Below are 23,491 nucleotides of genomic sequence, written 5' to 3'. Positions count from 1 at the left end.
GACTGAGAGTCCGCCGCCATGTACGAGTTGTCCCGGGTCCGCCTCTACTCCATCGGTCCCGCCGGTGCGCGCTACGCCGACACCGTGCTCGACCTGCGCGGAGTCGGCGAGCCCGTGCCCGATCCGGCCCCCACGCAGGCCGAGTTCTTCGAGGAGGAGCCGGTCGGCCCGCCGCGCCGGCCTGCGCCCGCGGGTGTGCTCTTCCTCGAGAACGGCGGGGGCAAGTCCGTCCTGCTGAAGCTGATCTTCTCCGTGATGCTGCCGGGCCACCGCAACACCCTGGGCGGCGCCAGCTCGGGCGTGCTGCGCAAGTTCCTGCTCGCGGACGACTGCGGACACGTCGCGCTCGAGTGGCAGCACACGCTCACCGGCGAACTGGTCGTCGTCGGCAAGGTCAGCGAATGGCGCGGCCGCCAGGTGTCCAACGACCCCCGCAAGTTCGCCGAGGCCTGGTACTCGTTCCGGCCGGGCCCCGGCCTCGGCCTCGACTCGCTCCCCGTGGCCGAGTCCACCGCCGTCCGTCCGCCCGTCGAGGGAGTCTCCGGCGCCCAGGGCCGCCGCCGCACCATGAAGGGCTTCCGGGACGCGATCACCGAGGCGGGCAAGGCGTATCCGCATCTCGACGTGCACTGGGAAGAGATCCACGACCGCTGGAACGAGCACCTCGGCGATCTCGGCCTCGACCCCGAACTGTTCCGGTACCAAAGGGAGATGAACGCCGACGAGGGCGAGGCGGCCGGCCTGTTCGCGGTGAAGAAGGACTCCGACTTCACCGACCTGCTGCTGCGCGCCGTCACCGACACCCGTGACACCGACGGTCTCGCCGACCTCGTCAGCTCGTTCGGCAACAAGCTCGGCCGCCGGGCGGAGCTCACCGCGGAGCGGGACTTCACCGCGGGCTCCGTCGACCTCCTCGGCAGGATCGTCGACGCGGCGGAGGCCAGGACCAGGGCCCGGGACGTCCACGCCGGCGCGGAGCGCCGCACCCGCACCCTGGCACGCCGTCTCTCCGCCCGCGCCGCGGACGAGCGCTCCCGCGCCGCGGACCTCGCCCAGCAGGTCACAGCGGCCGCGCACACGGTCACCGGCGCCGAGCAGGAACGCGACCGCCGCTCCCTTGCCGCCGCCGAACTGGCGTACCGACACGCCTCGCTGGCACTCGCCGCCGCGGAGAAGGGCGCCGCGGCACAGCGCCGTGAGCTGATCGACGCGCGCACGCTGCACTCCGCATGGCTGGCCGCGGAGGCGGTGCTGCGCCACCGGGCGGCCGCCGACCGGTCCGCCCGTGTCGCCGCGGCGATCCGCGAGGCCGAACGGGACGCCGCCCCCGCGCTCGCCGCCCGGGCCAAGGCCGCCGGCGACCTGGTGCGCGCCCTGCACACCGCCGCGGAGGACGGCGAACGCGTCGCCAACGAGGAGGAGGAGCGTTCCCGCGCACTCCAGGAGACCGGCGAGGCCGCCCACCGCGACGCCACCGTCGCCGCGACCGAGGCGCAGCGCGCCCGCAGCGAGATCGGCCACCTCCGCCAGCGGCTGAGCGAGGTCGAGCAGGAGACCGCAGAGGCGGTACGGGCCGGATGGCTCGACGACACCGCTCCCGACGCCGATCCGGCACGTGCCGCCCTGGCGGCGAGCGACGCGGAGAAGACCGCAGTCGCCGCATGGGACGAGGCCCGTGAGGCGGCCCGCTCGACGGCGGACCGGGCGAAGGAAGCAGCCGCCGCGGAGTCACGCGCGGAACTGACCGCGGCCCGCGCCGCGGACGCCGAGCGCGCCGCCGAGCACGCTTACGAGGCGGAGCGCCGCGCCGCGGAGTCCATCGCGGTGGACGAACGCCTCGCGGACCTGCTGAGCCTCGCCCCGGCGCTGCCCGTTCCGGTCCCCTCCCCGCGCACCGCGGCGGCCGACGGACAGAGCCCCACGACGGACGCACCGGACACGGCCCACCGCTCGGCAGCGGCCGACGGGGACACCCCCGCGAGCAGCCGTTCCGGCCGGCTCTCCGGCGGCCGCCGGGGCCCCCGCCGTACCGGCGAAGGACCCCTCACCGTCGAGGAGTTCGACGGATTCGCCGACGAGCTGCGCGAACTGCTCGACCAGTCCGTCTCCTCCGCGGAACGGCAGCTGTTCGACCTTCGTACCGCCGCTGCCGACGACGCACGCATCCTTGGCGCACTCGGCGACGGCGGCCTGCTGCCCCCCGGCCCCGACGTCCTCGCCACCGTCGAATACCTGGGCGAGCACGGCATCCCCGCCCTGCCCGGCTGGCGCTACCTCGCCCAGTCCGTCGACCCCGCCGACCACGTCGCCGTGCTGGCGGCGCGGCCGGAACTGGTCGACGGTGTCGTGATCACGGACCCGGCCTCGCACACCCGCGCACGCGAAGTCCTCGCCGGAGCAGCCCTGCTGCCGCGGTCCGCCGTGGCCGTCGGGACCGCCGCCGCACTGCTCGCCCCCGTACCGCAGGGGAACGCCGACGGGGACGAGGGCGTTTTCCTCGTGCCGCCGAACCCGGCGATGCACGACGAGCACGCCGCCGACGAGGAACGTCACGCACTGCGCGCCAGGGCGGCCGCGCGGGACGAGGAGATCCGCGTGCTCGCCGCACGCCTCGCCGCCGACCGGTCCCTCGCGGCCCGGATCGGCGCATGGCGGGCGGACTGCCCGCCCGGCATGCTCGCCGAGCTCGCCGAAGGCGCCCGTACGGCCCGCGAGGCCGCACATGAAGCACAGGAGACACTCGAAGAAGCCCGCACCGCCCGTGCCGAGGCGGACGAGGTGGCGGGCGACGCCGCCCGTGTACGCGACGAGCGGCAGGAAGCGGCCCAGCGGGCCCGCCGCGCCGCCGACGCCCTCGCCGGCCTCGCCTTCCGGCTCCGCGAACGGGCGGCCTGGCAGGTGAAGCTCCGCGAACTGGCCGACGAGGCCGCCGAGTCGGAGGCCCGCGCCGCGACCTGCCTCGAGCGGGCGAAGGCCGCCGACGAGGACCGCAGGGCCGCCCAGCGCGCGGCGGACGACGCACGCCGCACCGCCCGCGCGCTGCGGGCAGAACGTGCCGAGATCGCCGGAGCGCCCGAAAGCCTGCCGGAGCAGGACGACCGGACACCCCGCCCCTCGCTGCCCGCGCTGCGCGAGGCGTACCGTGCTGCCTCCCAGCTCTACGAGAAGGTCGGCGTCGGAGCGGACCTGCGCGCCGAACAGGCCCGCGCGGAGAGCGACGAGAGCGCCGCCCTCGCCGAACTCGACCGGCTCACCAACAAGGTCCGTACCCGCGCCGCCCAGCTCCTGGAGGGCACGGACGGCGCCGACGGGCCCTCACGCCAGGCGGCCGTCGTCCGCGCCGAGTCCCTGGTGCAGATGCTGGAGACGCGTGCCTCCGAGGCCAGCGAGAAGCTGGGCCGGCTGCGCGGCGAGGCCGAGCGGCTCGCCCCCGCCGACGGCGAGGCGCACACCGAGCTGCCCGAGGACCTCGTCCCCGCCGACGCCGAGCATGCCCAGACTCTCCTGCGCACGGCCACCGCGGGGCTGGCCGCCTGCAACGACACCCTGGAGACAGCCCGCTCCGCCCATGCCGGACTGCTCCACGCCCACCGGGCCGCGGAGGACGCGGCGGGCGGCTTCGACGAGACGGCCGCACTGCTCCGCGACCTGCTGCGCGACCACCACCAGGACGACGAACCGGCGCAGAGCCCGGAGCCGTACCCCGGCACCCTGGAAGAGGCCCGCCACTTTGCCGCCGAGGCGCGCCGCTCGCTGCGCGGATGCGCCACCGACCTGTCCACCGCGGAGGCGGCGGTACGGGAGGCGAGCGACGTGCTCGTACGGCACGCCAACTCCACCCGTTACGAGCAGGTTCGCACCCCGGCCCGGCAGCAGATCCGCGAACTGCCCGCCGCCGCGCTGCCCGAGCACGCGGCCAAGTGGGCCGAGGCGTTCGCGCCCAGGCTGCGCGTGCTCACCGACGAGCTGGAGCAGCTCGAGCGCAACCGCGACACCATCGTCGACCGGCTGCGCGGCCTGGTGGAGTCCGCGCTCGCGACGCTCCGCTCGGCCCAGCGGCTCTCCCGCCTGCCGGAAGGGCTCGGCGAGTGGTCGGGACAGGAGTTCCTGCGGATCCGATTCGACGAGCCGGACCAGGCGACCTTGGCGGAGCGGCTCGGTGAGGTCGTCGACGAGGCGACCCGCGCGGCGGTCAGGAAGAACTCCGACCTGCGCAGGGACGGGATGTCGCTGCTGCTGCGCGGAGTGCAGGCCGCCCTCGAACCGCGGGGCGTGGCCGTGGAGATCCTCAAGCCCGACGCGGTGCTGCGCGCCGAGCGGGTACCGGTCGGGCAGATGGGCGACGTCTTCTCCGGCGGCCAGCTGCTGACCGCGGCCATCGCCCTGTACTGCACCATGGCCGCGCTGCGCAGCAACGACCGGGGCAGGGATAAGCACCGGCATGCCGGGACGCTCTTCCTCGACAATCCCATCGGGCGGGCGAACGCGACGTATCTGCTGGAGCTCCAGCGCGCGGTCTCCGATGCGCTGGGTGTGCAACTCCTCTACACCACCGGGCTGTTCGACACGACGGCGCTGGCGGAGTTCCCGCTGGTGATCCGGCTGCGCAACGACGCGGACCTGAGGGCAGGTCTGAAGTACATCAGCGTCGAGGAACATCTGCGGCCCGGTCTGCCGCAGGTGGACCCGGCCGACGCGACCGTGCACGGGGAGATCACCGCGACCCGTATGTTCAAGCGGGCGCCGCTGCCCGGGCAGGCGACGGGGGAGCAGCCCGCGCCCCGCTCCCCGGACACGGCCGCGCACGGTCGTGCATAGCGGGCCGCGGAGCCACGCGATCCCCGGCCACCTGCCGGGCGGGCGCCGCTGCCCGGGCAGGCGACGGGGGAGCAGCCCGCGCCCCGCTCCCCGGACACGGCCGCGCACGGTCGTGCATAGCGGGCCGCGGAGCCACGCGATCCCCGGCCACCTGCCGGGCGGCCGCCGCTGAGCCGTGCGGCGGTACGGCGCCATGCCTCGTGCCGCACGGCGCACCGAGAGCGCTTGGTGCCGACGGCGCACCGAGGGCGTCCGGGTGGCGCACGAGGTACCCAGGGCCTCTGGTGCTGTACGACGTGCAGGCCGCCGTGTTCGCGTCGGCGGCGCAGTCCCCAAGGGCGTCTGGTGCCGCACAGCGCACCGGCGCTACGCCTGGGAGAGCCTTCCGCCGGACCGTTGCCGTATGCGCGACGCCCCCCTCGCGGCGGCGCGGGCGGCCCGGCGGGCCCGGCGGCGGTCGCGGCGCAACTGGCGCGCGGTGCTGCTGGGCACCGACACCACGCCGTTGCGCTGGTTCCACACCTGGCGGGTCACCCACACGTCGAGCACCGCCCACGTGGCGACCACCGTGCCGGCCACGGTGCTCAGCACGAACGGGAAGGCCAGCCACGCCCCGGAGAGTGTGAAGAGCAGGGCTGTCATCGCCTGAATCATCGTCAGCGACACGATGATCACCGCGCGGACAGCGGCTCTGCGGACAGGCTCGGCCATACGCCTTCTGGTCGCCGGCTCCTCCACCCAGAGCTGCCGCGGCACATACAGGTCGTCCGCCGTCGGCGTCGCCTCACGACGCTCGTCCGTGTCCATGGATCGTGTCACTCCCCACCTCAAGTCCGACTTAACGGTGGCTGCCCGGATTCTGCCGTCCTACTCCGGTTGCCGCACAACCGCAGCGCATCGCACTGCACTTCACGTGCCCCGGAATCCCGATCCCCCACCGACAACGGCCGGATCCTTGTGCGTGGCGAGTGCGAACCCCCGGCGCCCCCGCAGGGAATGACGTACGGCCGGGCGCGATGATTCCCGCAGAGCGAAGAGATCCAGCCATCTGCCCGGGTCCCGAAAACGACGTGCCGACGTCCTCGCCCCGTACTCGCGGTAATGCCATCTCTACGAATACCGGGACATCCCATGATCAGACGGCGTTACGAAGGCCGAAAACCGTCCGGACGTGTCTTCGAGATGCCTGTGCGTCAGTAGTAGGCTCACGCCGTTTGCTGACGGAACACCACCCGCACCGTGCGGGTCGAGCAGGGGGAGGCCATGCGCTTTCGCGGGAAGTCCATCCGCCGGAAGATCGTGGCGCTGCTGCTCGTCCCGCTGCTGTCGCTGACGGCCCTGTGGAGCTTCGCCACCGTACTGACCGGTCGGGAGGCGAGCCAGCTGCTGGCGGCGAGTTCCGTCGCGGAGCAGGTCGGCAAGCCCGTCGAGGACACCATCGACGTCATCCAGAAGGAACGCCGGCAGACGCTCGTGTACCTCGCTGACCGGCGTGCCTCGGGCGCGCAACAGGCCATGAACACAGGCCGCCAGGCCACGGACAGCGCCGTCGCCGCCGTGCGCCGCAACGCGGAGTCGTCCTCGGTCCGCGACGACCTGACCTCCGACTCGTCGCGCCGGCTCACCTCTCTGATCGAGGCGTTCGACGGGCTCGACGCCCTGCGCCGGTCCGTGGACACCAACACCGTGACCCGCGCACAGGCGCTGGAGTTCTACAACGGCCTCATCGACCCGTCGCACGGATTCCTGCTGACCCTGCACGCCCTCGACGACGTCGAACTCGAACGTCAGGGCCGCGCACTGGTCGGCCTCTCACGGGCCCGCGAGATGCTCTCCCGCGAGGACGCGCTGATCGCCTCCGCGCTGACGACCCGGAAGACGACCGCACGGGAGATCCGCGAACTCACCGACCACGCCGCGCACCGGCAGGTCTACTACGAGACCAACCTCGAGATGCTGCCCGCCCGCGACCGGGGGACGTTCCAGCAGTACTGGCGCAGCCCCGAGACGGCGCCCCTGCGCGACGCGGAGGAACGCATCATCGCCGCCGGGCCCTCCGACGGGCTCCCGCCGTCGGAGGCCGAGCGCTGGCAGCAGGCCGCCACCCCGGTCCTCGACAACCTCGACCGCGAGGCCTCCGACGCCCGCGACCGCTACCAGGACCGGGTCGAACCCGCCGCGTACGGCGTGCTCGTCAAGGCGGGCGTCGCGGGCGTGCTCGGCTTCCTCGCCCTTCTCGTCTCCGTCATCGTGTCCGTCCGCATCGGCCGCGACCTGGTCCGAGACCTGTCCCGGCTGCGCAAGGAGGCCCACGAGGTGTCCGGCGTGCGGCTGCCCAGCGTCATGCGCCGCCTCGCCGCCGGAGAACACGTCGACGTCGAGACCGAGGCACCTCGGCTCGAGTACGAGAAGGACGAGATCGGCCAGGCCGGTCAGGCCCTCAACACCCTCCAGCGGGCGGCCGTCGAGGCCGCGGTGCGCCAGGCGGACATGCGGCGCGGCGTCTCCGAGGTGTTCGTCAACCTCGCCCGCCGCAACCAGGTCCTGCTCCACCGCCAGCTGTCGCTCCTCGACACCATGGAGCGACGCACGGAGGACACCGAGGAACTGGCCGACCTCTTCCGGCTCGACCACCTCACCACCCGTATGCGGCGTCACGCGGAGGGCCTGGTGATCCTCTCGGGTGCGGCGCCCTCACGGCAGTGGCGCAAGCCCATCCAGCTGATGGACGTGGTGCGTGCCGCGGTCGCGGAGGTCGAGGACTACGAGCGCATCGAGGTGCGCAGACTGCCGCGCATCGGCGTCGGCGGCCCCGCCGTCGCCGACCTCACCCACCTCATAGCCGAACTGCTCGAGAACGCCACGGTGTTCTCGCCACCGCACACCGGTGTCCAGGTCCTCGGCGAGCGGGTCGCCAACGGCTTCACCCTCGAGATCCACGACCGTGGTCTCGGCATGGCCGCCGACGCCCTCCTCGAGGCGAACCTGCGGCTCGCGGAGACACCCGAGTTCGAGCTCTCCGACACCGACCGGCTCGGACTGTTCGTCGTCAGCCGCCTCGCCCAGCGCCAGAACGTCCGCGTGTCGCTCCAGCAGTCCCCGTACGGCGGCACGACGGCCGTGGTCTTCATACCCGCGGCCCTGCTCACAGAGGCGCCGGAGACCCAGGGCACCGGATTCCGGCTCGACCGCAAGAGCGAGAGCGCCGCCGGCCGGCGCGACGGCAGGCAGCCGGCCCTCTCGAAGCTGCCCAGCGGCCTCGGGACGGCCGCCGTCCTGGACGGCCCCGTCGAACTGGAGGCCCCGGTCGGCGCGCTGGGCCTCGACGAGCGGGACCGCTCGCTCCTCGGCGACGACCGGCCCGTGCCGGCGGACCCCGGCCGCCTCGCCGACATCGAGGACAGCGAGAGCGAGCGGGGCGGCATCTTCCGCCCGCGCCGCCGCGGCGACGTGGCGGGCGAGCACCACCAGCAGGCCCCGGAGCAGTCGGAGGAGCACCGTTCCGGCCCGGTGCCCCTCCCGAGGCGCAGGCCCCCGACGCTCGTCGCCGATCACGGCCGCAGGGTCGACGAGCGAGGCGTGGACGGTCGCGGCCATCCGGCCCCGGAGCCGGGGCGGGCCGTGGAGCCCACCCCGTTCGCGAGACCGCCGCTCTCGGCCGCCCCCACACCGCTCACGTCCGACCGCCGCGACCGCGACCGAGGCAGGTCCGGGCCGGCGCCCGTGCCGCCGTCCGGCGACGCGGCACGACCGTGGCCCGCGCGGCAGCCCGACGAAAGCCCCGCGCCCGCCGCTCCGCTGCTGGACGGTCTGCCCCGCCGCGTACGGCAGGCCAGCCTCGCACCCCAGCTCCGTGCCTCGGCCGCCGCTGCCGCGGAGCAGAGCGCCGCCTCCCCGGCGGCGGGCGGACCGGAGCGTGACGCGGACGAGGTCCGCAACCGCATGGCCTCCATGCAGCGCGGCTGGCAGCGCGGCCGCCGCCGCAACGCCGAGGAGGCCGCGGCAGAACAAGGCACCGACCCGGCCGTCGGCGACGGCCGGACCGCACCAGGATCGACATCGGAGGGGGACGGTCGATGACCGCACCGCACGCCGCAGCAACCGACGCCACAGGGGACCGGTTCGGGGCCCAGCGCCCGGGTGGTCTCAACTGGCTCCTCGATGAGCTGGTGGACCGCGTCGCCAGTATCCGCAAGGCCCTGGTGCTCTCCAGCGACGGCCTTGCCACCGGTACCTCCCGGGAACTCACCCGCGAGGACAGCGAACACCTCGCCGCCGTCGCGTCCGGCTTCCACAGCCTGGCCAAGGGGGTCGGCCGCCACTTCGACGCGGGCCAGGTCCGCCAGACCGTCGTCGAGCTCGACGAGGCGTTCCTCTTCGTCACCGCCGCGGGGGACGGCAGTTGCCTGGCCGTCCTCGCGGACGCCGACTCCGACGTGGGTCAGGTGGCGTACGAGATGACGCTGATGGTCAAGCGCGTCGGAGCGCACCTCGTCACCGCGCCACGGACCGGTCAGGCCGCCGGAGGGTGAGGCCATGAGTGAATCGCTGCGGCACGGCCGCAGGTCGCACCACTGGATCGACGCCGACGCCGGCCCGGTGGTGCGCCCGTACGCGATGACCCGCGGCCGCACCAGCCATGCCGGCCGCCACCGGCTCGACCTGATCGCCCTCGTCGTGCCGGAGGCAGCGGCCGACGACCCGGGCCGTGACCAGACGCTCTCGCCGGAACACGTCGAGATCGTCGAACGCTGTGGCAGTACCCCCCAGTCCATCGCCGAACTGGCCGCCGGTCTCGACCTGCCCGTCGGTGTGGTCCGTGTCCTCGTCGGCGACCTCGTCGACGACGCACTCGTACACGTAACCCGTCCCGTTCCGCCGGCCGAACTGCCGGACGTGAGCATTCTCCGCGAGGTGATCAATGGTCTTCGGGCGCTCTAGCCGCCGCAAGGCGCCGATCGAGCCGGTGACGCTGAAGATCCTGGTGGCAGGCGGCTTCGGCGTCGGCAAGACCACCCTGGTGGGCGCGGTCAGCGAGATCAAACCGCTGCGCACCGAGGAGACGCTCACCGAGGCCGGACGGCCGGTGGACGACATCGCCGGCGTCGAGGGCAAGACGACCACCACGGTCGCCATGGACTTCGGGCGGATCACGCTGCGCGAGGACCTGGTCCTTTATCTGTTCGGCACCCCCGGGCAGGACCGGTTCTGGTTCCTGTGGGACGAGTTGGCGCAGGGCGCGCTCGGGGCGGTCGTCCTCGCGGACACCCGCCGCCTCGAGGACTGCTTCGCGGGCGTCGACTACTTCGAACGCAGGGGCATCCCGTTCGCGGTCGCCGTCAACTGCTTCGAGGGGGCGAACCGTTTCCCGGAGGAGTCCGTGCGGGCGGCCCTCGACCTCGACCCAGAGGTGCCGCTGCTGATGGGCGACGCGCGTTCCCGCGAATCGGTCAAGGACATCCTCGTCGCCGTCGTCGAGCACGCACTGACCCGCGCCGACCAGGTCCGCGAACACGCCGCGACCGCCGGCACCTGAGGCCGGGCGCGTACCCCGCCCCGCCGGGCACGGACACGGCACGCACCCCCGCCGGTACCTGCCCCCTGGCCCGTACCCTCGTCGGCACCTGGGACGGACACGGCCCGTACCCCCACCGACCGGGGTACGGGCCGTGAGCTTTTCGCCCCGTGCCGCGACGGCCCACCTGGGACGTCGCGGCACGGGGCGAGCCGGATGCGCCCGGACGGAAGCACCTAGCTGCCGCCGGCCTCCTCCTCCCAGCCGAAGCTCTTCTCCACCGCCTTGCGCCAGTTGTGGTACTCGCGCTCGCGGACCTCCGCCTCCATCCGCGGCGACCATTCGACATCGCGCTGCCAGTGGGTCTTGAGTTCGTCCAGGTCCGCCCAGACACCGGTCGCGAGCCCGGCCGCGTAGGCCGCGCCCAGACAGGTCGTCTCCGACACCTTGGGCCGGATCACCGGCACGCCAAGCACGTCCGCCTGATGCTGCATCAGCAGATTGTTGGCGGTCATGCCCCCGTCGACCTTGAGCGTGGTGATCTGCACGCCGGAGTCCTGGTACATCGCGTCGACCACCTCCCGCGTCTGCCAGCTCGTCGCCTCCAGTACCGCCCGTGCCAGGTGGGCCTTTGTGACATACCTGGTCAGGCCGGTGACGACGCCGCGCGCGTCGGAGCGCCAGTAGGGCGCGTAGAGGCCGGAGAAGGCCGGCACGATGTACGCGCCGCCGTTGTCCTCCACGCTCGCGGCGAGTGTCTCGATCTCGCCCGCCGAGCGGATGATGCCGAGCTGGTCGCGGAACCACTGCACGAGGGCGCCGGTGATGGCGATGGAGCCCTCGAGGCAGTAGACGGGCGATTCGTCGCCGATCTTGTAGCCGAGCGTGGTGATGAGCCCGCTCTTCGAGGGGACGGGCCGGTTGCCGGTGTTGAGGAGCAGGAAACTGCCGGTGCCGTAGGTGTTCTTGGCCGTTCCGGTGTCGTAGCAGGCCTGGCCGAAGATCGCGGCCTGCTGGTCGCCGAGGGCGGAGGCCACGGGCACGCCGGCGAGCTGTCCGACGGCCGTCCCGTACACCTCGGAGGAGGACCGGATCTCGGGCAGCACCGCCTTGGGCACGTTCATGGCGGCGAGGATCTCTTCGTCCCACTGGAGGGTCCGCAGGTCCATCAGCATCGTCCGGGACGCGTTGGTGACGTCGGTGACGTGCACCCCGCCGTCCGTGCCGCCGGTGAGGTTCCAGATCAGCCAGGAGTCGATGGTGCCGAAGGCGATCTCGCCCCGCTCGGCCCGTGCGCGCAGCCCTGGCACATTGTCCAGCAGCCAGGCGGCCTTGGGCCCGGAGAAGTAGCTGGCGAGCGGCAGGCCGGTGGTGTCGCGGAAGCGGTCCTGCCCGTCGGCGCCGCCCAGTTCGTGACAGAGCGCGGCGGTACGGGTGTCCTGCCAGACGATGGCGTTGTGCACGGGTTTTCCGGTGGCCCGCTCCCACATGAGTGTCGTCTCGCGCTGATTGGTGATGCCGAGCGCGCTGAGCCGGTCGGCCCGCAGACCGGCCTTGGCGACGGCCCCGGCGACGACGGCCTGCACCTTCGACCAGATCTCGGTGGCGTCGTGCTCCACCCATCCCGGCCTGGGGAAGATCTGGCGGTGCTCGCGCTGGTCGACGGCGACGATGGCGCCGTCCTGGTTGAAGATGATGCAGCGGCTGGACGTGGTGCCCTGATCGATGGCGGCGACGAACCTGTCCGTCATGGCGTCCCCTTGTCGGATCGGCTTCGGAATCGGCCCCTGGCCCGTCGGCGGGAGAGCCGGAGGCGCAGGGGCCGGAGGCCCTAGAAGGCTGCGTTGAAGATGACCCCGGCCAGTAGCCCGCCGATGATGGGTCCCGCCACCGGCACCCAGGCGTAACCCCAGTCGGAGGTGCCCTTGTTGGGGATCGGCAGCACGGCGTGCACGATGCGCGGGCCCAGGTCGCGGGCCGGGTTGATGGCGTAGCCGGTCGGGCCGCCGAGCGAGAGGCCGATGCCGACGACCAGCAGTGACACCAGCAGGATGGAGATGCCCGAGCCGTAGATCCCCGCGTCCTCCCCGGGGATCTGCCCGATGCCGATGCCGTCGTTCCTCCCGAACGCGAGGAGCGGGAGTACGAGTCCGATCGTGGCGATGACCTCGGTGAGGATGTTCGCCCACGGCTTGCGGATCTCCGGCCCGGTCGCGAAGATCCCCAGCGTCGGCTGGGCGTCGGCGATGTTCGCGTTCGCCTGGAACTGCGCGAAGTACACGAGGTAGGCGAGTACGGCGCCGAGGACCGCTCCCACCATCTGCGCCAGGATGTAGAGCGGTACCTTGCCCCATTCCCCGGTGTCGACGGCGAGTCCCACGGTCACGGCCGGGTTGAGGTGGCCGCCAGACAGCGGGGCGGCGGTGTACGCGCCGGCCAGTACGCCGAAGCCCCAGCCGAAGGCGATGACGACCCAGCCGGCCGCCCTGGCCTTCGAGTGGTGCAGTGTGACGGCGGCGCAGACGCCCGCGCCGAAGAGGATGAGTATCGCGGTTCCGATGACCTCGCCGAGAAATATGTCCGAGTTGCTCATGGCGGCTCCTTGGCCCTCACCCGGGACACCGGCCCCGGCCCTCCGTGCAGGGTTCGCGCTCCATGTGCGTTCCCATGGATTCCATGGCTGCGGAGCCGAGGGCAGGGCAGGTCCCTGCCACGCCCGGCGTCCGTGACGAGCGTGGTGAGCGTGTGCGGCGGCCTGCGGGGCTGCCGACGAACAGGCAGTTTTCACCTGCCGTGATGGGCCGTCAAGGTCGCGGACAGCATGCGCAGTTCACGGCCGGTGCTGGACACCGCCGCCAGGAACGTCAAGGTTCCCCGGACGCTCGGCGGACGCCCACGACCGTGGAACCATGGCCGAAAGAGCCCGGTCCCGCGGTGACCGCGGCACACGCCCGGCACACCCCGTCACACGCCAGGGACCCGCCGGTCGCCGGCCGTGCCGCGCGCCTGCCGGGTCGGTTCACGGCGCGGCGAGCGTCCCGTCGCGTCAGGGGTGTGCCGCGGAGGAACGGGCCGTCAGCGGTTCTCCGCCAGCCACTTGGCCGCGATCTCGGCCAGTTCCCCGTCCTTGCCGGACAACATCATCCGAATCATCTGTACGTCGCCGCGGAGCGACCACGCGGGATGTCCGAACGTCGCCGGGTTGTTCTTCTCGATGAGGAAGTGGGCCGGCCACGCCGTCCCGTACCCGATGAGCGGCAGGGCGGCCAGATAACGCTTCCGCCCCCGCGCCAGCCCGTACACGCTGACCGCGAGCCCGGTCAGCGTGCCCGTCAGATGCACCCAGCGGGTCGCCGCCCGCGAGTGCATCGCGACGTAGTAGGGCCAGAACTCCTCGTACGACTCGAACGTCTGCTGCTGCGCCATTCCCGCACCGTAGCCGCCACGGCGCGCGGCGTCAGCCCACCCGGTGCCCTGCCACCGATCGCACGGCGACGGGGAAGTCGAAGTACGTGCCGGGGAACGGCTCCGGCTTGTACGTGAAGTGCCACCACTCCTCGGGCAGATTGACGAACCCGACCTCCGCCAGCGTGCCCCGCAGCAGGTCGCGGTTGGCGCGCTGTTCGCCGGTGACCCGCGGGTCGTCCGTGTGCGACAGCGTGTCGAAGCAGTCGTAGCCGGTCCCCATGTCGACGGAGTTGTCCGGGAAGCGGTCGTCCTGCGGTGCGTAGCACGGCACGAGCGCCTCACCCGGGACGTACGGACGTGTGGGCGCCGCCGGCAGCCTCACGATCGTCAGGTCCACCGTGCTGCCCCGGCTGTGGCCGGACTTCTCCGCGATGTAACCGTCCGCGAACAGACGTGACTTGTCGACCTGCGGATAGAACTCCTCCTTCATCGCCTCGTCCTCGAGATCCTTCGCCCACCGGACGAAGTGGTCGACGGCGCGTTGCGGGCGGTAGCAGTCGTACACCTTCAGCGAGTAGCCCTGCCGCAGCAGCTGTGACTGCGCCGTGCGCAGGGCCTCGGCCGCCGGGCGCGTGAGGATGCACACCGGCTGCCGGTAACCGTCCACCGGCTCTCCCACGAAGTTGTGCTCCGTCGTGTAGCGCATCTCCTGGATGATCGTCGGCGCCACGGTGCGCAGTGCCACGAACTCCCGTGGCGCCTTCGGCTCCGGAGCGGCCTGCGCGGTGGGCGCCACCGAGACGCAGAGCAGAGCCGCGGCCGCGGCCGCGGCGGTCAACATTCGGACGGCTGAACCAAGTCGAGTCATGCCCACCGTTTATCAGTAACCGCTCCTCGCGGAAAGGGTGATCGGATACAGTCCGCGCGTGTCCAAGGACTCCCACTGCGGCCATTGCGGAGCGCCGTACGGCGCGGACGCCGGCTGGCCGCGCACCTGCCCGGCCTGTGGCACGACCGCCTACCGCAATCCGCTGCCGGTCGCCGTCGCCCTTCAGCCCGTGCACGATCCCGCCCACGGCACCGGCCTCGTCGTCATCACGCGCACCATCGAACCCGCCCGCGGCGGCACCGCCCTGCCCGGCGGTTTCATCGATCACGGCGAGGACTGGCGGCACGCCGTGGTCCGCGAACTGTGGGAGGAGACCGGTATCGAGGCCCCGGCGCACGAGGTGCGGCTCGCCGACGTCCTCAGCTCCCCGGCCGGCCACCTCCTCGTGTTCGGGCTGCTGCCGGAACGCCCCGCGGCGGCTCTGCCGCCGTTCGTCCCCACCGAGGAGACCGGCGGCCGACGGCTCCTGCACACCCCGGAGCCCTTGGCCTTCCCGCTCCACACCATCGCCGCACGCAACTGGTTCGCCGGCGCCTACGACCGCTGACGTCGCGCCCGCCTCATTCGAGTCCCCGCACGAGCACCGGCCCCTCCACCGCCGACTGCCCGTCGTCCGTGGCCCGTTCCACCACCACACGCCCGCCGGCCAGCCGCGACGTGTACCGCTCAATCTCCGGCTCCGCCCACCCGTCGCCGGCGTCCCGCACCACCAGTCCGCCGCCCCTGCGCCCCGCGGCCGGCGCCCACACCTCCAACCCGACCCGGCCCGACCGCGTGCCGCCGGACCGATTGCCACCGCCCGGGCCCCTGCCGTCGTCGTCGAGCACCGGAAGCACCGCCCCCGCCCGCGCGAGCACCGGGATCCGCGACAGCGGCGCGTCCACCAGCACCTGCCCGGGGCCCTCGTACGGACGGCCCGAGCCCGTGTCGTACCACCGTCCGCGCGGCAGCCGCACTGCCCGCCGGTCGGCCCCGGGCTCCAGGACCGGCGCCACCAGCAGCGAGTCGCCCAGCAGGAACGCGTCCTCGCAGTCCCGCAGCGCCCGGTCACCGGCGGACCGCCACCACAGGGGACGCACATACGGCGCCCCCGTCAGCCGCGCAAGGTGCGCCAGGGTCATGAAGTACGGCCCCAGCCGCTCCCGCTCCACCAGCACGGCCCTCGCCCGCGCCGTCACCTCCGGCCCGTACAACCAGGGCGCCGCGGAATCCCGCACCCGCAACAGCGGCAGATACGCCGCCAGTTGGAGCCGGCGCAGATACAGCTCGTCCGACATCCCGTCGGCGCCCTCCACGTCCGGGCCCGCGTACGGGACGCCGCAGAGCCCGAGACCCAGCACCAACGACAGCGCGGCACGCAGCCCCGGCCAGCCCGCCGTCACGTCCCCCGCCCAGCTACCCCCGTACCTCTGCATGCCCGCCCAGCCGGAACGGGAGACAAGAAACGGCCGCTCCTCGGGAAGCAGCCCGCGCATCCCCTCGTACGCGGCCCGCGCCATGGCCAGCCCGTACACGTTGTGGGCCTCCCGGTGGTCTCCGCCGCGGCCCTCCAGCACGTGCCGTGACGAACGGGGGAGCGTCGCACCGGCGAACGCCGTACAGGACACCGGCTCGTTCCCGTCCAGCCACACACCGGCGAAGCCCTCCGCGGCCCCCTGCCCGGTCAGCTCTCCCCACCACTCGCGCACCCGCGGATCCGTGAAATCGGGGAACACGCAGTCATTCCGGCCGGCCGTTCCTCGCACCTCGGAACCGCAGGCGTCCCGGACGAAAAGCCCCGCCGCAGAGCCCTGCCCGTACAGCACGTCCCCGGGCCCGGCCCCCACCGTCGGACCTGCCCCGCGCGCCAACCGCACCCCGTCCTCACGAAGATCCTTCGCCAGGACGGAGAGCCGGGGAAAACCGTCGAGGTCCGCCGCGGGCCCGGCCGGCGCACCATGGAGGCCGCCGCCGACATGGACCGCGGACAGCGGCAGCCCGCGCTCCCGATGGGCGTCGACCGTGCGGCGCACGTCCTCCTCGCCCCCGGCCGGCACGACATGTTGCGGGCCCAGCGCCCAGGACGGAGGCAGCGCCGGCCCGCCGGTCAGCTGCGCCCAGCCGCCGAGGACGCGCGCCGGTGTGCCCACCAGCACCCAGCTGCGCAGCGGCCCGCCGTCCATCCGCACCTCGACCGTGCCGGGCCTGTCATGCCCGGAACCGGCACCCTCCTGGCCCTCGCGCACGATGACGCGGCCGTCCCACGTGTTGTCGTGGAACGCCAGGTGGCAGCCGGCGTCGGCCACCACGGTCTGCACCGGCATCGTGATGTGCAACGGGTCCTCGCCGGGGCCGAACCCCGCCCGCGGCGCCGTGTTCCACAGCCGGTACGACCCGTCACGCAGCCGGGGGCCCGACCCCCGGCCGCCCAGGCCGAACAGCCGGGCGTCGGCCGCGATCTCACTGCGCTGCACCCAGCGGGCCGGGCCCCCTTCCACCGGCTCCCACCAGCGCGGCGGCAGGTCCCTGCGCAGCACCACGCCGCCGGGTGTACGGATCTCCACCGCACCGTGCCGGGAGACGGCGACCGTCAGCCGCTCGGACACCACCTGCCAGCCGCCGTCCTTGTCCGGCTCCAGCCCCGCCCGCGGATCCGGCTCCGGGGGAGCACCGGCCAGCGCGTACGACGGCTCCGGGCGCGCGCCGTCCCAGCCGCGGAACACCGCCCCGCCCACCGTCACCATGATGTGCAGTTCGGAACGGGCGAACCGGACCGTCCCCCCGCCCGGCAGCGGCTCCGCCCCCTCCGCCGGCCCCGGCACTCTGGCCCGCTCGGCACCCCGGGGCACCAGCCCCACGGCATCGGCCCGGTGCCGGCGCCACGCCGAGCGCATCGCCCGCAGCCCCTGTGCCGTACCGAGAGTTGTCACCGCGCGCACCAGATCACGACCGTCCATGCCGTTCACCCTGCCACCGGGCAGGGAGCTCCGACGCGCTGTTCAACTGCCGTTCACCCATGGTGGGAGCACATATTCGCCACGCCGACCATGGAGGATCCGCCCTGGTGCGAATGACGATCACATGGCATCGTCCTGTCAGCCGCGTCCGCGCACACCCCGCTCGTGCGCGGCGCACGCATACACCGCGTAGAGCCAGCCCGGGAGCCGCCCCATGACCTCAGCAGCGAACCATGCCCCTCTCTGGCAGCCCGACCCCGACCGCATCGCCGGCGCCCGCATCACCCGCTTCCAGGCCTGGGCGGCCGAGCACCACGGGGCTCCGGCCGAGGGGGGATACCAGGCGCTGCACCGCTGGTCCGTCGACGAACTGGAGACGTTCTGGCAGGCGGTCGCCGAGTGGTTCGAGATCCGTTTCTCCACCCCCTGCGCACGCGTGCTCGCCGACCGCTCGATGCCCGGCGCCCAGTGGTTCCCCGGCGCCACGCTCAACTACGCGGAGCACGCCCTGCGCACCGCCGAGGACCCGGCGCGCGCACATGACCCCGCCCTGCTCCATGTGGACGAGACACATGAGCCGACACACATCAGCTGGTCCGAGCTCCGCCGCCAGGTCGGAGCGCTCGCCGCGGAACTGCGCGCCCTCGGCGTACGCCCCGGCGACCGCGTCAGCGGCTACCTCCCCAACATCCCGCAGGCCGTCACCGCCTTCCTCGCCAGCGCCGCCGTCGGCGCCGTCTGGACCTCCTGCGCCCCCGACTTCGGTGCCCGCAGCGTCCTCGACCGCTTCCAGCAGGTCGAACCCGTGGTCCTGTTCACCGTCGACGGCTACCGCTACGGCGGCAAGGAACACGACCGCACGCAGACGGTCGCCGAACTCCGCCGCGAACTGCCCACCCTGCGCGCGGTCGTCCACATCCCGCTGCTCGGCACCGACGCCCCTGAAGGCACCCTCGACTGGTCCGCGGTGACCTCGGGAGACGCCGAGCCGGTCTTCGAACAGGTCCCCTTCGACCACCCCCTGTGGGTGCTCTACTCCTCGGGCACCACCGGCCTCCCCAAGGCCATCGTCCAGTCCCAGGGCGGGATCCTGCTGGAGCACTTCAAGCAGATCGGCCTGCACTGCGACCTCGGCCCCGGCGACCGCTTCTTCTGGTACACCTCCACCGGCTGGATGATGTGGAACTTCCTCGTCTCCGGCCTGCTCACCGGCACCACCGTGGTCCTGTACGACGGCAGCCCCGGCTACCCCGACACCGGCGCCCAGTGGCGCGTGGCCGAACGTACCGGTGCCACCCTGTTCGGCACCTCCGCCGCCTACGTCATGGCCTGCGCCAAGGCAGAGGTCCACCCCGGACGGGACTTCGACCTCTCCCGCGTCAAGTGCGTCGCCACCACCGGCTCCCCACTGCCGCCCGACGGCTTCCGCTGGCTCCACGACGAGGTGGCGGACGACCTGTGGATCGCCTCCGTCAGCGGCGGAACGGACGTGTGCAGCTGCTTCGCCGGCGCCGTCCCCACCCTCCCGGTCGAGATCGGCGAACTCCAGGCCGCCTGCCTCGGCACCGACCTCCAGTCCTGGGACCCGCAGGGCAAGCCGGTCATCGGCGAGGTCGGCGAACTGGTGGTCACCAACCCGATGCCGTCGATGCCCGTCCGCTTCTGGAACGACCCCGACGGCAGCCGCTACCGCGACAGCTACTTCGAGATGTACCCGGGCGTATGGCGGCACGGCGACTGGATCACCATCACCGACCGCGGCTCCGTGATCATCCACGGCCGCTCGGACTCCACACTCAACCGCCAGGGCGTCCGCATGGGCTCCGCCGACATCTACGAGGTCGTCGAACGCCTCCCGGAGATCCGCGAGTCCCTCGTCATCGGCCTCGAGGAACCGGACGGCGGCTACTGGATGCCGCTCTTCGTCCACGTCGCGGAGGGCGCCGTCCTCGACGACGCCCTCCGCGCCCGGATCAAGCAGTCCATCCGCGAGAACCTCTCCCCGCGCCACGTACCGGACGACATCATCGAGGTCCCCGGCGTCCCCCACACCCTCACCGGCAAGCGCATCGAGGTCCCGGTCAAGCGACTCCTCCAGGGCACCCCGCTCGCCAAGGCGGTCAACCCGGGCTCCGTCGACAACCTCGAGCTCCTCGGCTTCTACGAGGACATCGCCCGCAACCGCACCTGAGCCGGGCCCCGGACCCGGACGCTCTCGAGAGAGCAGGTCCGGGTCCAGGGCGGCTGCCGGAGTCGATTGTCAGTGCCTCCCACTACCGTGAGTCACGAATGATCGACAGCGCACTGGGGGAATCGGCATGGCGCACACCAAGCAGTCCAAGCGGACCGGCACCAACGCATCGCTGCGGCGCGCACTGCGCCGGGAAGTCCCGAGCACGGTCGGCATCCTCGCCGACGAACAGGACTTCACACGGATGCGCCGGTACCGCACCTTCTCCTTCGACGACTACCCGGCCTACCTCAGGCAGTCCGAGCAACTGCTGAAAACCCTGTCCACCCAGCAACTCCACACGTCCGTCGCCCTCTTCGACCCCGAGGAGTTCGCCGAGTACTGCGCGGAGGCCGGCATCGACGCCGACGCCCCCGCCGGCCGCAGCCGTTTCACCGCGGAGCTCGCAGGCCGCGGCGCGAACGTCCCCTACACCGGCCAGCCGCTGGGAACCCTGCTGCCCCAGCTGATCAACAAGACCGTCCGCCAGGCCACCTGGGAGTACGCCACCCTGCTCCTCGCCGACCTCGGCACGTGCGCCGACTGCGGCCAGGACATCGGCAGGTCCGCCTTCGACCGGGCGTCGAGCATCCTGATGCGCCTCCTCGAAGTCGCCGGGCCGGGGGAGCACCACCTCGTCTGTAGCGTCCCGGGTCCGGACGAGCAGCTCCTCGCCGTGCTCCACGCCCAGGGCGGCACAGCGTCCTCCGCCCGGATCGACGCGGAGGAAGGAGCCGAGTTCGTCACCGTCCTCGCGGCCGGCATCGCGCTCGAGAGCACCGGCGGACTGGTCCTGCGCACCAGCGCGCCGGACACCGCCGACCGCGTCCACGGCTGGCGCCTCCACCAAGGGCGCCTGGAGCCGCTCACCGCCGGCGAGGTGTTCAGCGCCTACTGCACCGACGCGGCCAGCGGCGACCCGCTGTCACCGGAACCGGGCGTCGAATACTGCGCGGGCTTCCCCGTCACCACGGACGACCCGGACAGCCACCACTGATGCAGAAGGGGCTTCCCGCCGACGGCGGGAAGCCCCTTCTGCACCCTCGTCCGGAGAGTGCCTACTCCCCGGAAAGCACCGCCTGCGCGGCCGTCCGTGCCTCCTCGGCGGTGTCCGACGCACGCGCCGCGGCCGCCGCACGCTCGCACTGCGCCAGCGTGTACTTCGCCAGCGTCGCCCGCACGTACGGGATCGACGCGGCGCCCATCGACAGCGATGTCACACCGAGACCGGTCAGCACACAGGCCAGCAGCGGATCGGAGGCGGCCTCACCGCACACACCACAGCTCTTGCCCTCGGCCTTGGCGGCCTCCGCGGACAGCGCCACCAGGTCGAGCAGCGCCGGCTGCCACGGGTCCTGCAGCCGGGACACCGCACCTACCTGCCGGTCGGCGGCGAAGGTGTACTGCGCGAGGTCGTTCGTGCCCAGAGACAGGAACTCGACCTCCTGGAGGATCGACCGCGCCCGCAAGGCCGCGGACGGGATCTCCACCATGGCCCCGAACTTCGCCTGCAGCCCCGCCTGCCGGCACGCGTCCGCGAACGCCTTGGCATCGGTACGGTCCGCCACCATCGGAGCCATGACCTCGAGGTAGACGGGCAGTCCCTGCGCCGCCTTCGACAGCGCCGACAGCTGCGTCCGCAGCACCTCCGGGTGGTCCAGCAGCGAACGCAGCCCGCGCACACCCAGTGCGGGGTTGGGCTCGTCGGCCGGCGTCAGGAAGTCGAGCGGCTTGTCCGCGCCGGCGTCCAGCACACGCACGACCACGCGGCCCTCCGGGAACGCCTCGAGCACCTTGCGGTACGCCTCGACCTGCTTCTCCTCCGACGGCGCCTGCTTGCTGTCGTCCAGGAAAAGGAACTCGGTACGGAACAGACCCACGCCCTCGGCCCCGGCGTCCACCGCCGCAGGAACGTCCGCGGGTCCACCGACATTGGCCAGCAACGGCACCTTGTGCCCGTCCGAGGTGGCACCCGGCCCGCTGGACGCGGACAGCGCGGCCTTGCGCTCCGCGGCGGCACGCTCCATCTGCGCCCGCTTCTCGTCGCTCGGCTCCACGAAGATCTCGCCGGTACTGCCGTCGACGGCGATCAGTGTGCCCTCGGCGAGCTCACCCGCCCCCGGCAGCGCGACCACGGCAGGCACTCCGAGCGCCCGCGCGAGGATGGCGCTGTGACTCGTGGGCCCGCCCTCCTCCGTGACGAACCCCAGCACCAGGGCCGGGTCCAGCAGCGCGGTGTCCGCCGGCGCCAGATCGCGGGCGATCAGTACGTACGGCTCGTCGCTGTCCGGCACACCCGGCATGGGCACGCCCAGCAGCCGCGCCACGATCCGGTTCCGCACGTCGTCCAGGTCCGCGACCCGGCCGGCCAGGTACTCGCCGGCACCGGCCAGCAGAGCCCGGTAGGCAGCGAACGCGTCGTACACCGCACGCTCGGCGGTGCTGCCGACGGCGATACGGCGGTCGACGTCGGACATGAGCTCCGGGTCCTGCGCCATCATGGCCTGCGCCTCGAGCACGGCCTGCGCCTCACCACCGGCCAGGTTGCCCCGCGCGATCAGGTCGGCGGCCACCGCTTCGACGGCCTGGCGGGCGCGCCCCTGCTCGCGCTCCGCGTCCTGCGCGGGGATCTGCTTGGCCGGCGGCTCGAGAACCGCCGTGCCCATGTGCCGCACCTCGCCGATCGCCACTCCGTGGCTCACGCCGACGCCTCGCAGCGTTGTCTCCATTTCACCGTCTCCGATTGGGCGGCGGTCCAGCCGCCGCGATGGATGTCCGACTCGCCGTCACCGACGTCGGCGGGTCACTGCCAGCCGAAGAGGCTTTCCCCGGCCTTCACGTCCCCGTTCTCACGGACGTCGGACAGGGAGTCGGGTGTGGCCTCGAGTGCCACGACCGGGCAGATGGCGGACTTCCCCGCGGCCTCCACGGCCGCCGGGTCCCAGCGCACGACGGACTGGCCGCGCCGCACCGTGTCGCCCTTGTTGACGAGGAGCTCGAAGCCCTCGCCGTTGAGCTGCACCGTGTCGATACCGAGGTGCGTCAGCACACCGTGCCCCTCGTCGTCGACGACGACGAAGGCGTGCGGATGGAGGGACACGATGATGCCGTCCACCGGAGAGACCGCCTCCGACGGCTCACGCACGGGGTCGATGGCCGTCCCGGGCCCGACCATCGCACCGGAGAACACCGGATCGGGCACGGCCGCGAGACCGATGGCCCGGCCGGCAATAGGGGACGTCACTGTGGTCATGGAGCCTCCCAGGGGCGGAGATTCGGCAGGCGTCGTCACCGCTGGTACCGGACGACGCGCTGCTCTGAAGAGTAGGTCATGAGAAGTCCTAGTTCCGCCCGTGATCTACCAGTTGACGGACCTAGGTGTGCACCGGAAAGGATTTGCGTCATCTGCCGGCGGAGTTGTAGTCTCGTACCTCTGTTGGACCCCAACGCGACGCTGAGTCGGGGGTGCCGGCAGCACCTGTCAGGGCGAGATCCTAACTGGTCTAAACCACTGGACGTCTTCCGGGACGACCGCCGGGTGGTGGTCGGGAGGGCCGGAAAAGCCTGATAGTGTTGGAAACACCGAAGGGAAGCGCCCAGAGGACCCCGAGAGGGGTCCAAAGGAAGCGTCCGTTCCTTGAGAACTCAACAGTGTGCCAAAAATCAACGCCAGATATGTTGATACCCCGTCCATC

The 23,491-nt window shown here is 72.5% G+C and carries 16 protein-coding genes; 8 read left to right on the top strand and 8 right to left on the bottom strand.

The window, feature by feature from the left end; translation table 11 throughout:
* The first annotated feature begins 18 nt into the window (after window positions 1-18).
* On the top strand, window positions 19-4,818 hold the full coding sequence (locus tag ACTMTU_RS22005; RefSeq protein WP_441265226.1) for a hypothetical protein: 4,800 nt from the start codon (window positions 19-21) through the stop codon (window positions 4,816-4,818).
* A gap of 366 nt (window positions 4,819-5,184) precedes the next feature.
* Here the strand turns inward: ACTMTU_RS22005 and ACTMTU_RS22000 are convergent, their stop codons facing one another.
* Window positions 5,185-5,625, bottom strand: a complete 441-nt coding sequence (locus ACTMTU_RS22000) for a hypothetical protein (RefSeq protein ID WP_441265225.1) — start codon at window positions 5,623-5,625, stop codon at window positions 5,185-5,187.
* Window positions 5,626-6,081: 456 nt separating this feature from the next.
* Here ACTMTU_RS22000 and ACTMTU_RS21995 point away from each other — a divergent pair, with 456 nt between their 5' ends.
* Genes ACTMTU_RS21995 through ACTMTU_RS21980 form a run of 4 tightly spaced genes read left to right on the top strand, consistent with a single transcriptional unit; the run spans window position 6,082 to window position 10,354 of the window.
* Window positions 6,082-8,898, top strand: a complete 2,817-nt coding sequence (locus ACTMTU_RS21995; protein WP_441265224.1) for a sensor histidine kinase — start codon at window positions 6,082-6,084, stop codon at window positions 8,896-8,898.
* Window positions 8,895-9,350, top strand: a complete 456-nt coding sequence (locus ACTMTU_RS21990; RefSeq protein ID WP_159693960.1) for a roadblock/LC7 domain-containing protein — start codon at window positions 8,895-8,897, stop codon at window positions 9,348-9,350. The genes ACTMTU_RS21995 and ACTMTU_RS21990 overlap by 4 nt, the downstream gene beginning before the upstream one ends.
* Window positions 9,351-9,354: 4 nt before the next feature.
* Window positions 9,355-9,759, top strand: coding sequence for a DUF742 domain-containing protein (locus tag ACTMTU_RS21985; RefSeq protein WP_005320095.1), 405 nt, complete (start codon window positions 9,355-9,357; stop codon window positions 9,757-9,759).
* Window positions 9,740-10,354, top strand: a complete 615-nt coding sequence (locus ACTMTU_RS21980; protein ID WP_005320097.1) for a GTP-binding protein — start codon at window positions 9,740-9,742, stop codon at window positions 10,352-10,354. The genes ACTMTU_RS21985 and ACTMTU_RS21980 overlap by 20 nt, the downstream gene beginning before the upstream one ends.
* A 215-nt stretch (window positions 10,355-10,569) precedes the next feature.
* Here the strand turns inward: ACTMTU_RS21980 and glpK are convergent, their stop codons facing one another.
* From glpK to ACTMTU_RS21960, 4 genes are all read right to left on the bottom strand, one after another.
* Window positions 10,570-12,084, bottom strand: a complete 1,515-nt coding sequence (gene glpK, locus ACTMTU_RS21975) for a glycerol kinase GlpK (RefSeq protein WP_441265223.1) — start codon at window positions 12,082-12,084, stop codon at window positions 10,570-10,572.
* Window positions 12,085-12,164: 80 nt separating this feature from the next.
* Window positions 12,165-12,926, bottom strand: coding sequence for an MIP/aquaporin family protein (locus tag ACTMTU_RS21970; protein WP_441265222.1), 762 nt, complete (start codon window positions 12,924-12,926; stop codon window positions 12,165-12,167).
* 482 nt (window positions 12,927-13,408) lie between these two features.
* Window positions 13,409-13,759: an Mpo1-like protein gene (locus tag ACTMTU_RS21965; protein WP_441265221.1), complete on the bottom strand. Its 351-nt coding sequence runs from the start codon at window positions 13,757-13,759 to the stop codon at window positions 13,409-13,411.
* A gap of 31 nt (window positions 13,760-13,790) precedes the next feature.
* A complete protein-coding gene (locus ACTMTU_RS21960) occupies window positions 13,791-14,609 on the bottom strand; it encodes a M15 family metallopeptidase (RefSeq protein WP_441265220.1) in 819 nt (272 codons plus the stop codon).
* A 58-nt stretch (window positions 14,610-14,667) separates the two neighbouring features.
* On the opposite strand from ACTMTU_RS21960, the gene ACTMTU_RS21955 reads away from it, so the two are divergent.
* Window positions 14,668-15,177: an NUDIX domain-containing protein gene (locus tag ACTMTU_RS21955; protein WP_441265219.1), complete on the top strand. Its 510-nt coding sequence runs from the start codon at window positions 14,668-14,670 to the stop codon at window positions 15,175-15,177.
* A gap of 13 nt (window positions 15,178-15,190) precedes the next feature.
* Here ACTMTU_RS21955 and ACTMTU_RS21950 read toward each other — a convergent pair whose 3' ends face one another.
* Complete coding sequence (locus ACTMTU_RS21950) at window positions 15,191-17,566, bottom strand: glycoside hydrolase family 31 protein (RefSeq protein ID WP_441265218.1); 2,376 nt, start codon at window positions 17,564-17,566, stop codon at window positions 15,191-15,193.
* A 214-nt stretch (window positions 17,567-17,780) separates the two neighbouring features.
* Between ACTMTU_RS21950 and ACTMTU_RS21945 the strand changes: the two genes are divergently transcribed.
* Together ACTMTU_RS21945 and ACTMTU_RS21940 are read left to right on the top strand one after the other, a co-directional pair.
* Window positions 17,781-19,757, top strand: a complete 1,977-nt coding sequence (locus ACTMTU_RS21945; RefSeq protein ID WP_441265217.1) for an acetoacetate--CoA ligase — start codon at window positions 17,781-17,783, stop codon at window positions 19,755-19,757.
* A 127-nt stretch (window positions 19,758-19,884) separates the two neighbouring features.
* Window positions 19,885-20,793 carry a hypothetical protein gene (locus tag ACTMTU_RS21940; protein WP_441265216.1) on the top strand — a complete coding sequence of 303 codons (909 nt, stop codon included), beginning with the start codon at window positions 19,885-19,887 and terminating at the stop codon, window positions 20,791-20,793.
* Window positions 20,794-20,854: 61 nt separating this feature from the next.
* On the opposite strand, the gene ptsP is transcribed toward ACTMTU_RS21940, so the two are convergent.
* Window positions 20,855-22,525 carry a phosphoenolpyruvate--protein phosphotransferase gene (ptsP, locus tag ACTMTU_RS21935; protein WP_441265215.1) on the bottom strand — a complete coding sequence of 557 codons (1,671 nt, stop codon included), beginning with the start codon at window positions 22,523-22,525 and terminating at the stop codon, window positions 20,855-20,857.
* A 74-nt stretch (window positions 22,526-22,599) separates the two neighbouring features.
* A complete protein-coding gene (locus tag ACTMTU_RS21930; RefSeq protein WP_441265214.1) occupies window positions 22,600-23,049 on the bottom strand; it encodes a PTS sugar transporter subunit IIA in 450 nt (149 codons plus the stop codon).
* Window positions 23,050-23,491: the final 442 nt, after the last annotated feature.

The organism is Streptomyces sp. OZ13 (assembly GCF_052068155.1).
Classification (GTDB): Bacteria; Actinomycetota; Actinomycetes; order Streptomycetales; family Streptomycetaceae; genus Streptomyces.
Note: the sequence above shows the minus strand (reverse complement) of the source record. Positions and strands in the feature narration are given on the sequence as shown.

Bases quoted from the DNA above. Each gene is read 5' to 3' on its own strand.
- ACTMTU_RS21985 (WP_005320095.1), top strand. From the start codon at position 9,355: ATGAGTGAATCGCTGCGGCACGGCCGCAGGTCGCACCACTGGATCGAC.
- ACTMTU_RS21995 (WP_441265224.1), top strand. From the start codon at position 6,082: ATGCGCTTTCGCGGGAAGTCCATCCGCCGGAAGATCGTGGCGCTGCTG.
- ACTMTU_RS21945 (WP_441265217.1), top strand. From the start codon at position 17,781: ATGACCTCAGCAGCGAACCATGCCCCTCTCTGGCAGCCCGACCCCGAC.
- ACTMTU_RS21930 (WP_441265214.1), bottom strand. From the start codon at position 23,049: ATGACCACAGTGACGTCCCCTATTGCCGGCCGGGCCATCGGTCTCGCG.
- ptsP (WP_441265215.1), bottom strand. From the start codon at position 22,525: ATGGAGACAACGCTGCGAGGCGTCGGCGTGAGCCACGGAGTGGCGATC.
- ACTMTU_RS21970 (WP_441265222.1), bottom strand. From the start codon at position 12,926: ATGAGCAACTCGGACATATTTCTCGGCGAGGTCATCGGAACCGCGATA.
- ACTMTU_RS21990 (WP_159693960.1), top strand. From the start codon at position 8,895: ATGACCGCACCGCACGCCGCAGCAACCGACGCCACAGGGGACCGGTTC.
- ACTMTU_RS21950 (WP_441265218.1), bottom strand. From the start codon at position 17,566: ATGGACGGTCGTGATCTGGTGCGCGCGGTGACAACTCTCGGTACGGCA.
- ACTMTU_RS21960 (WP_441265220.1), bottom strand. From the start codon at position 14,609: ATGACTCGACTTGGTTCAGCCGTCCGAATGTTGACCGCCGCGGCCGCG.
- ACTMTU_RS21940 (WP_441265216.1), top strand. From the start codon at position 19,885: ATGGCGCACACCAAGCAGTCCAAGCGGACCGGCACCAACGCATCGCTG.
- ACTMTU_RS21965 (WP_441265221.1), bottom strand. From the start codon at position 13,759: ATGGCGCAGCAGCAGACGTTCGAGTCGTACGAGGAGTTCTGGCCCTAC.
- ACTMTU_RS21980 (WP_005320097.1), top strand. From the start codon at position 9,740: ATGGTCTTCGGGCGCTCTAGCCGCCGCAAGGCGCCGATCGAGCCGGTG.
- ACTMTU_RS22000 (WP_441265225.1), bottom strand. From the start codon at position 5,625: ATGGACACGGACGAGCGTCGTGAGGCGACGCCGACGGCGGACGACCTG.
- ACTMTU_RS22005 (WP_441265226.1), top strand. From the start codon at position 19: ATGTACGAGTTGTCCCGGGTCCGCCTCTACTCCATCGGTCCCGCCGGT.
- glpK (WP_441265223.1), bottom strand. From the start codon at position 12,084: ATGACGGACAGGTTCGTCGCCGCCATCGATCAGGGCACCACGTCCAGC.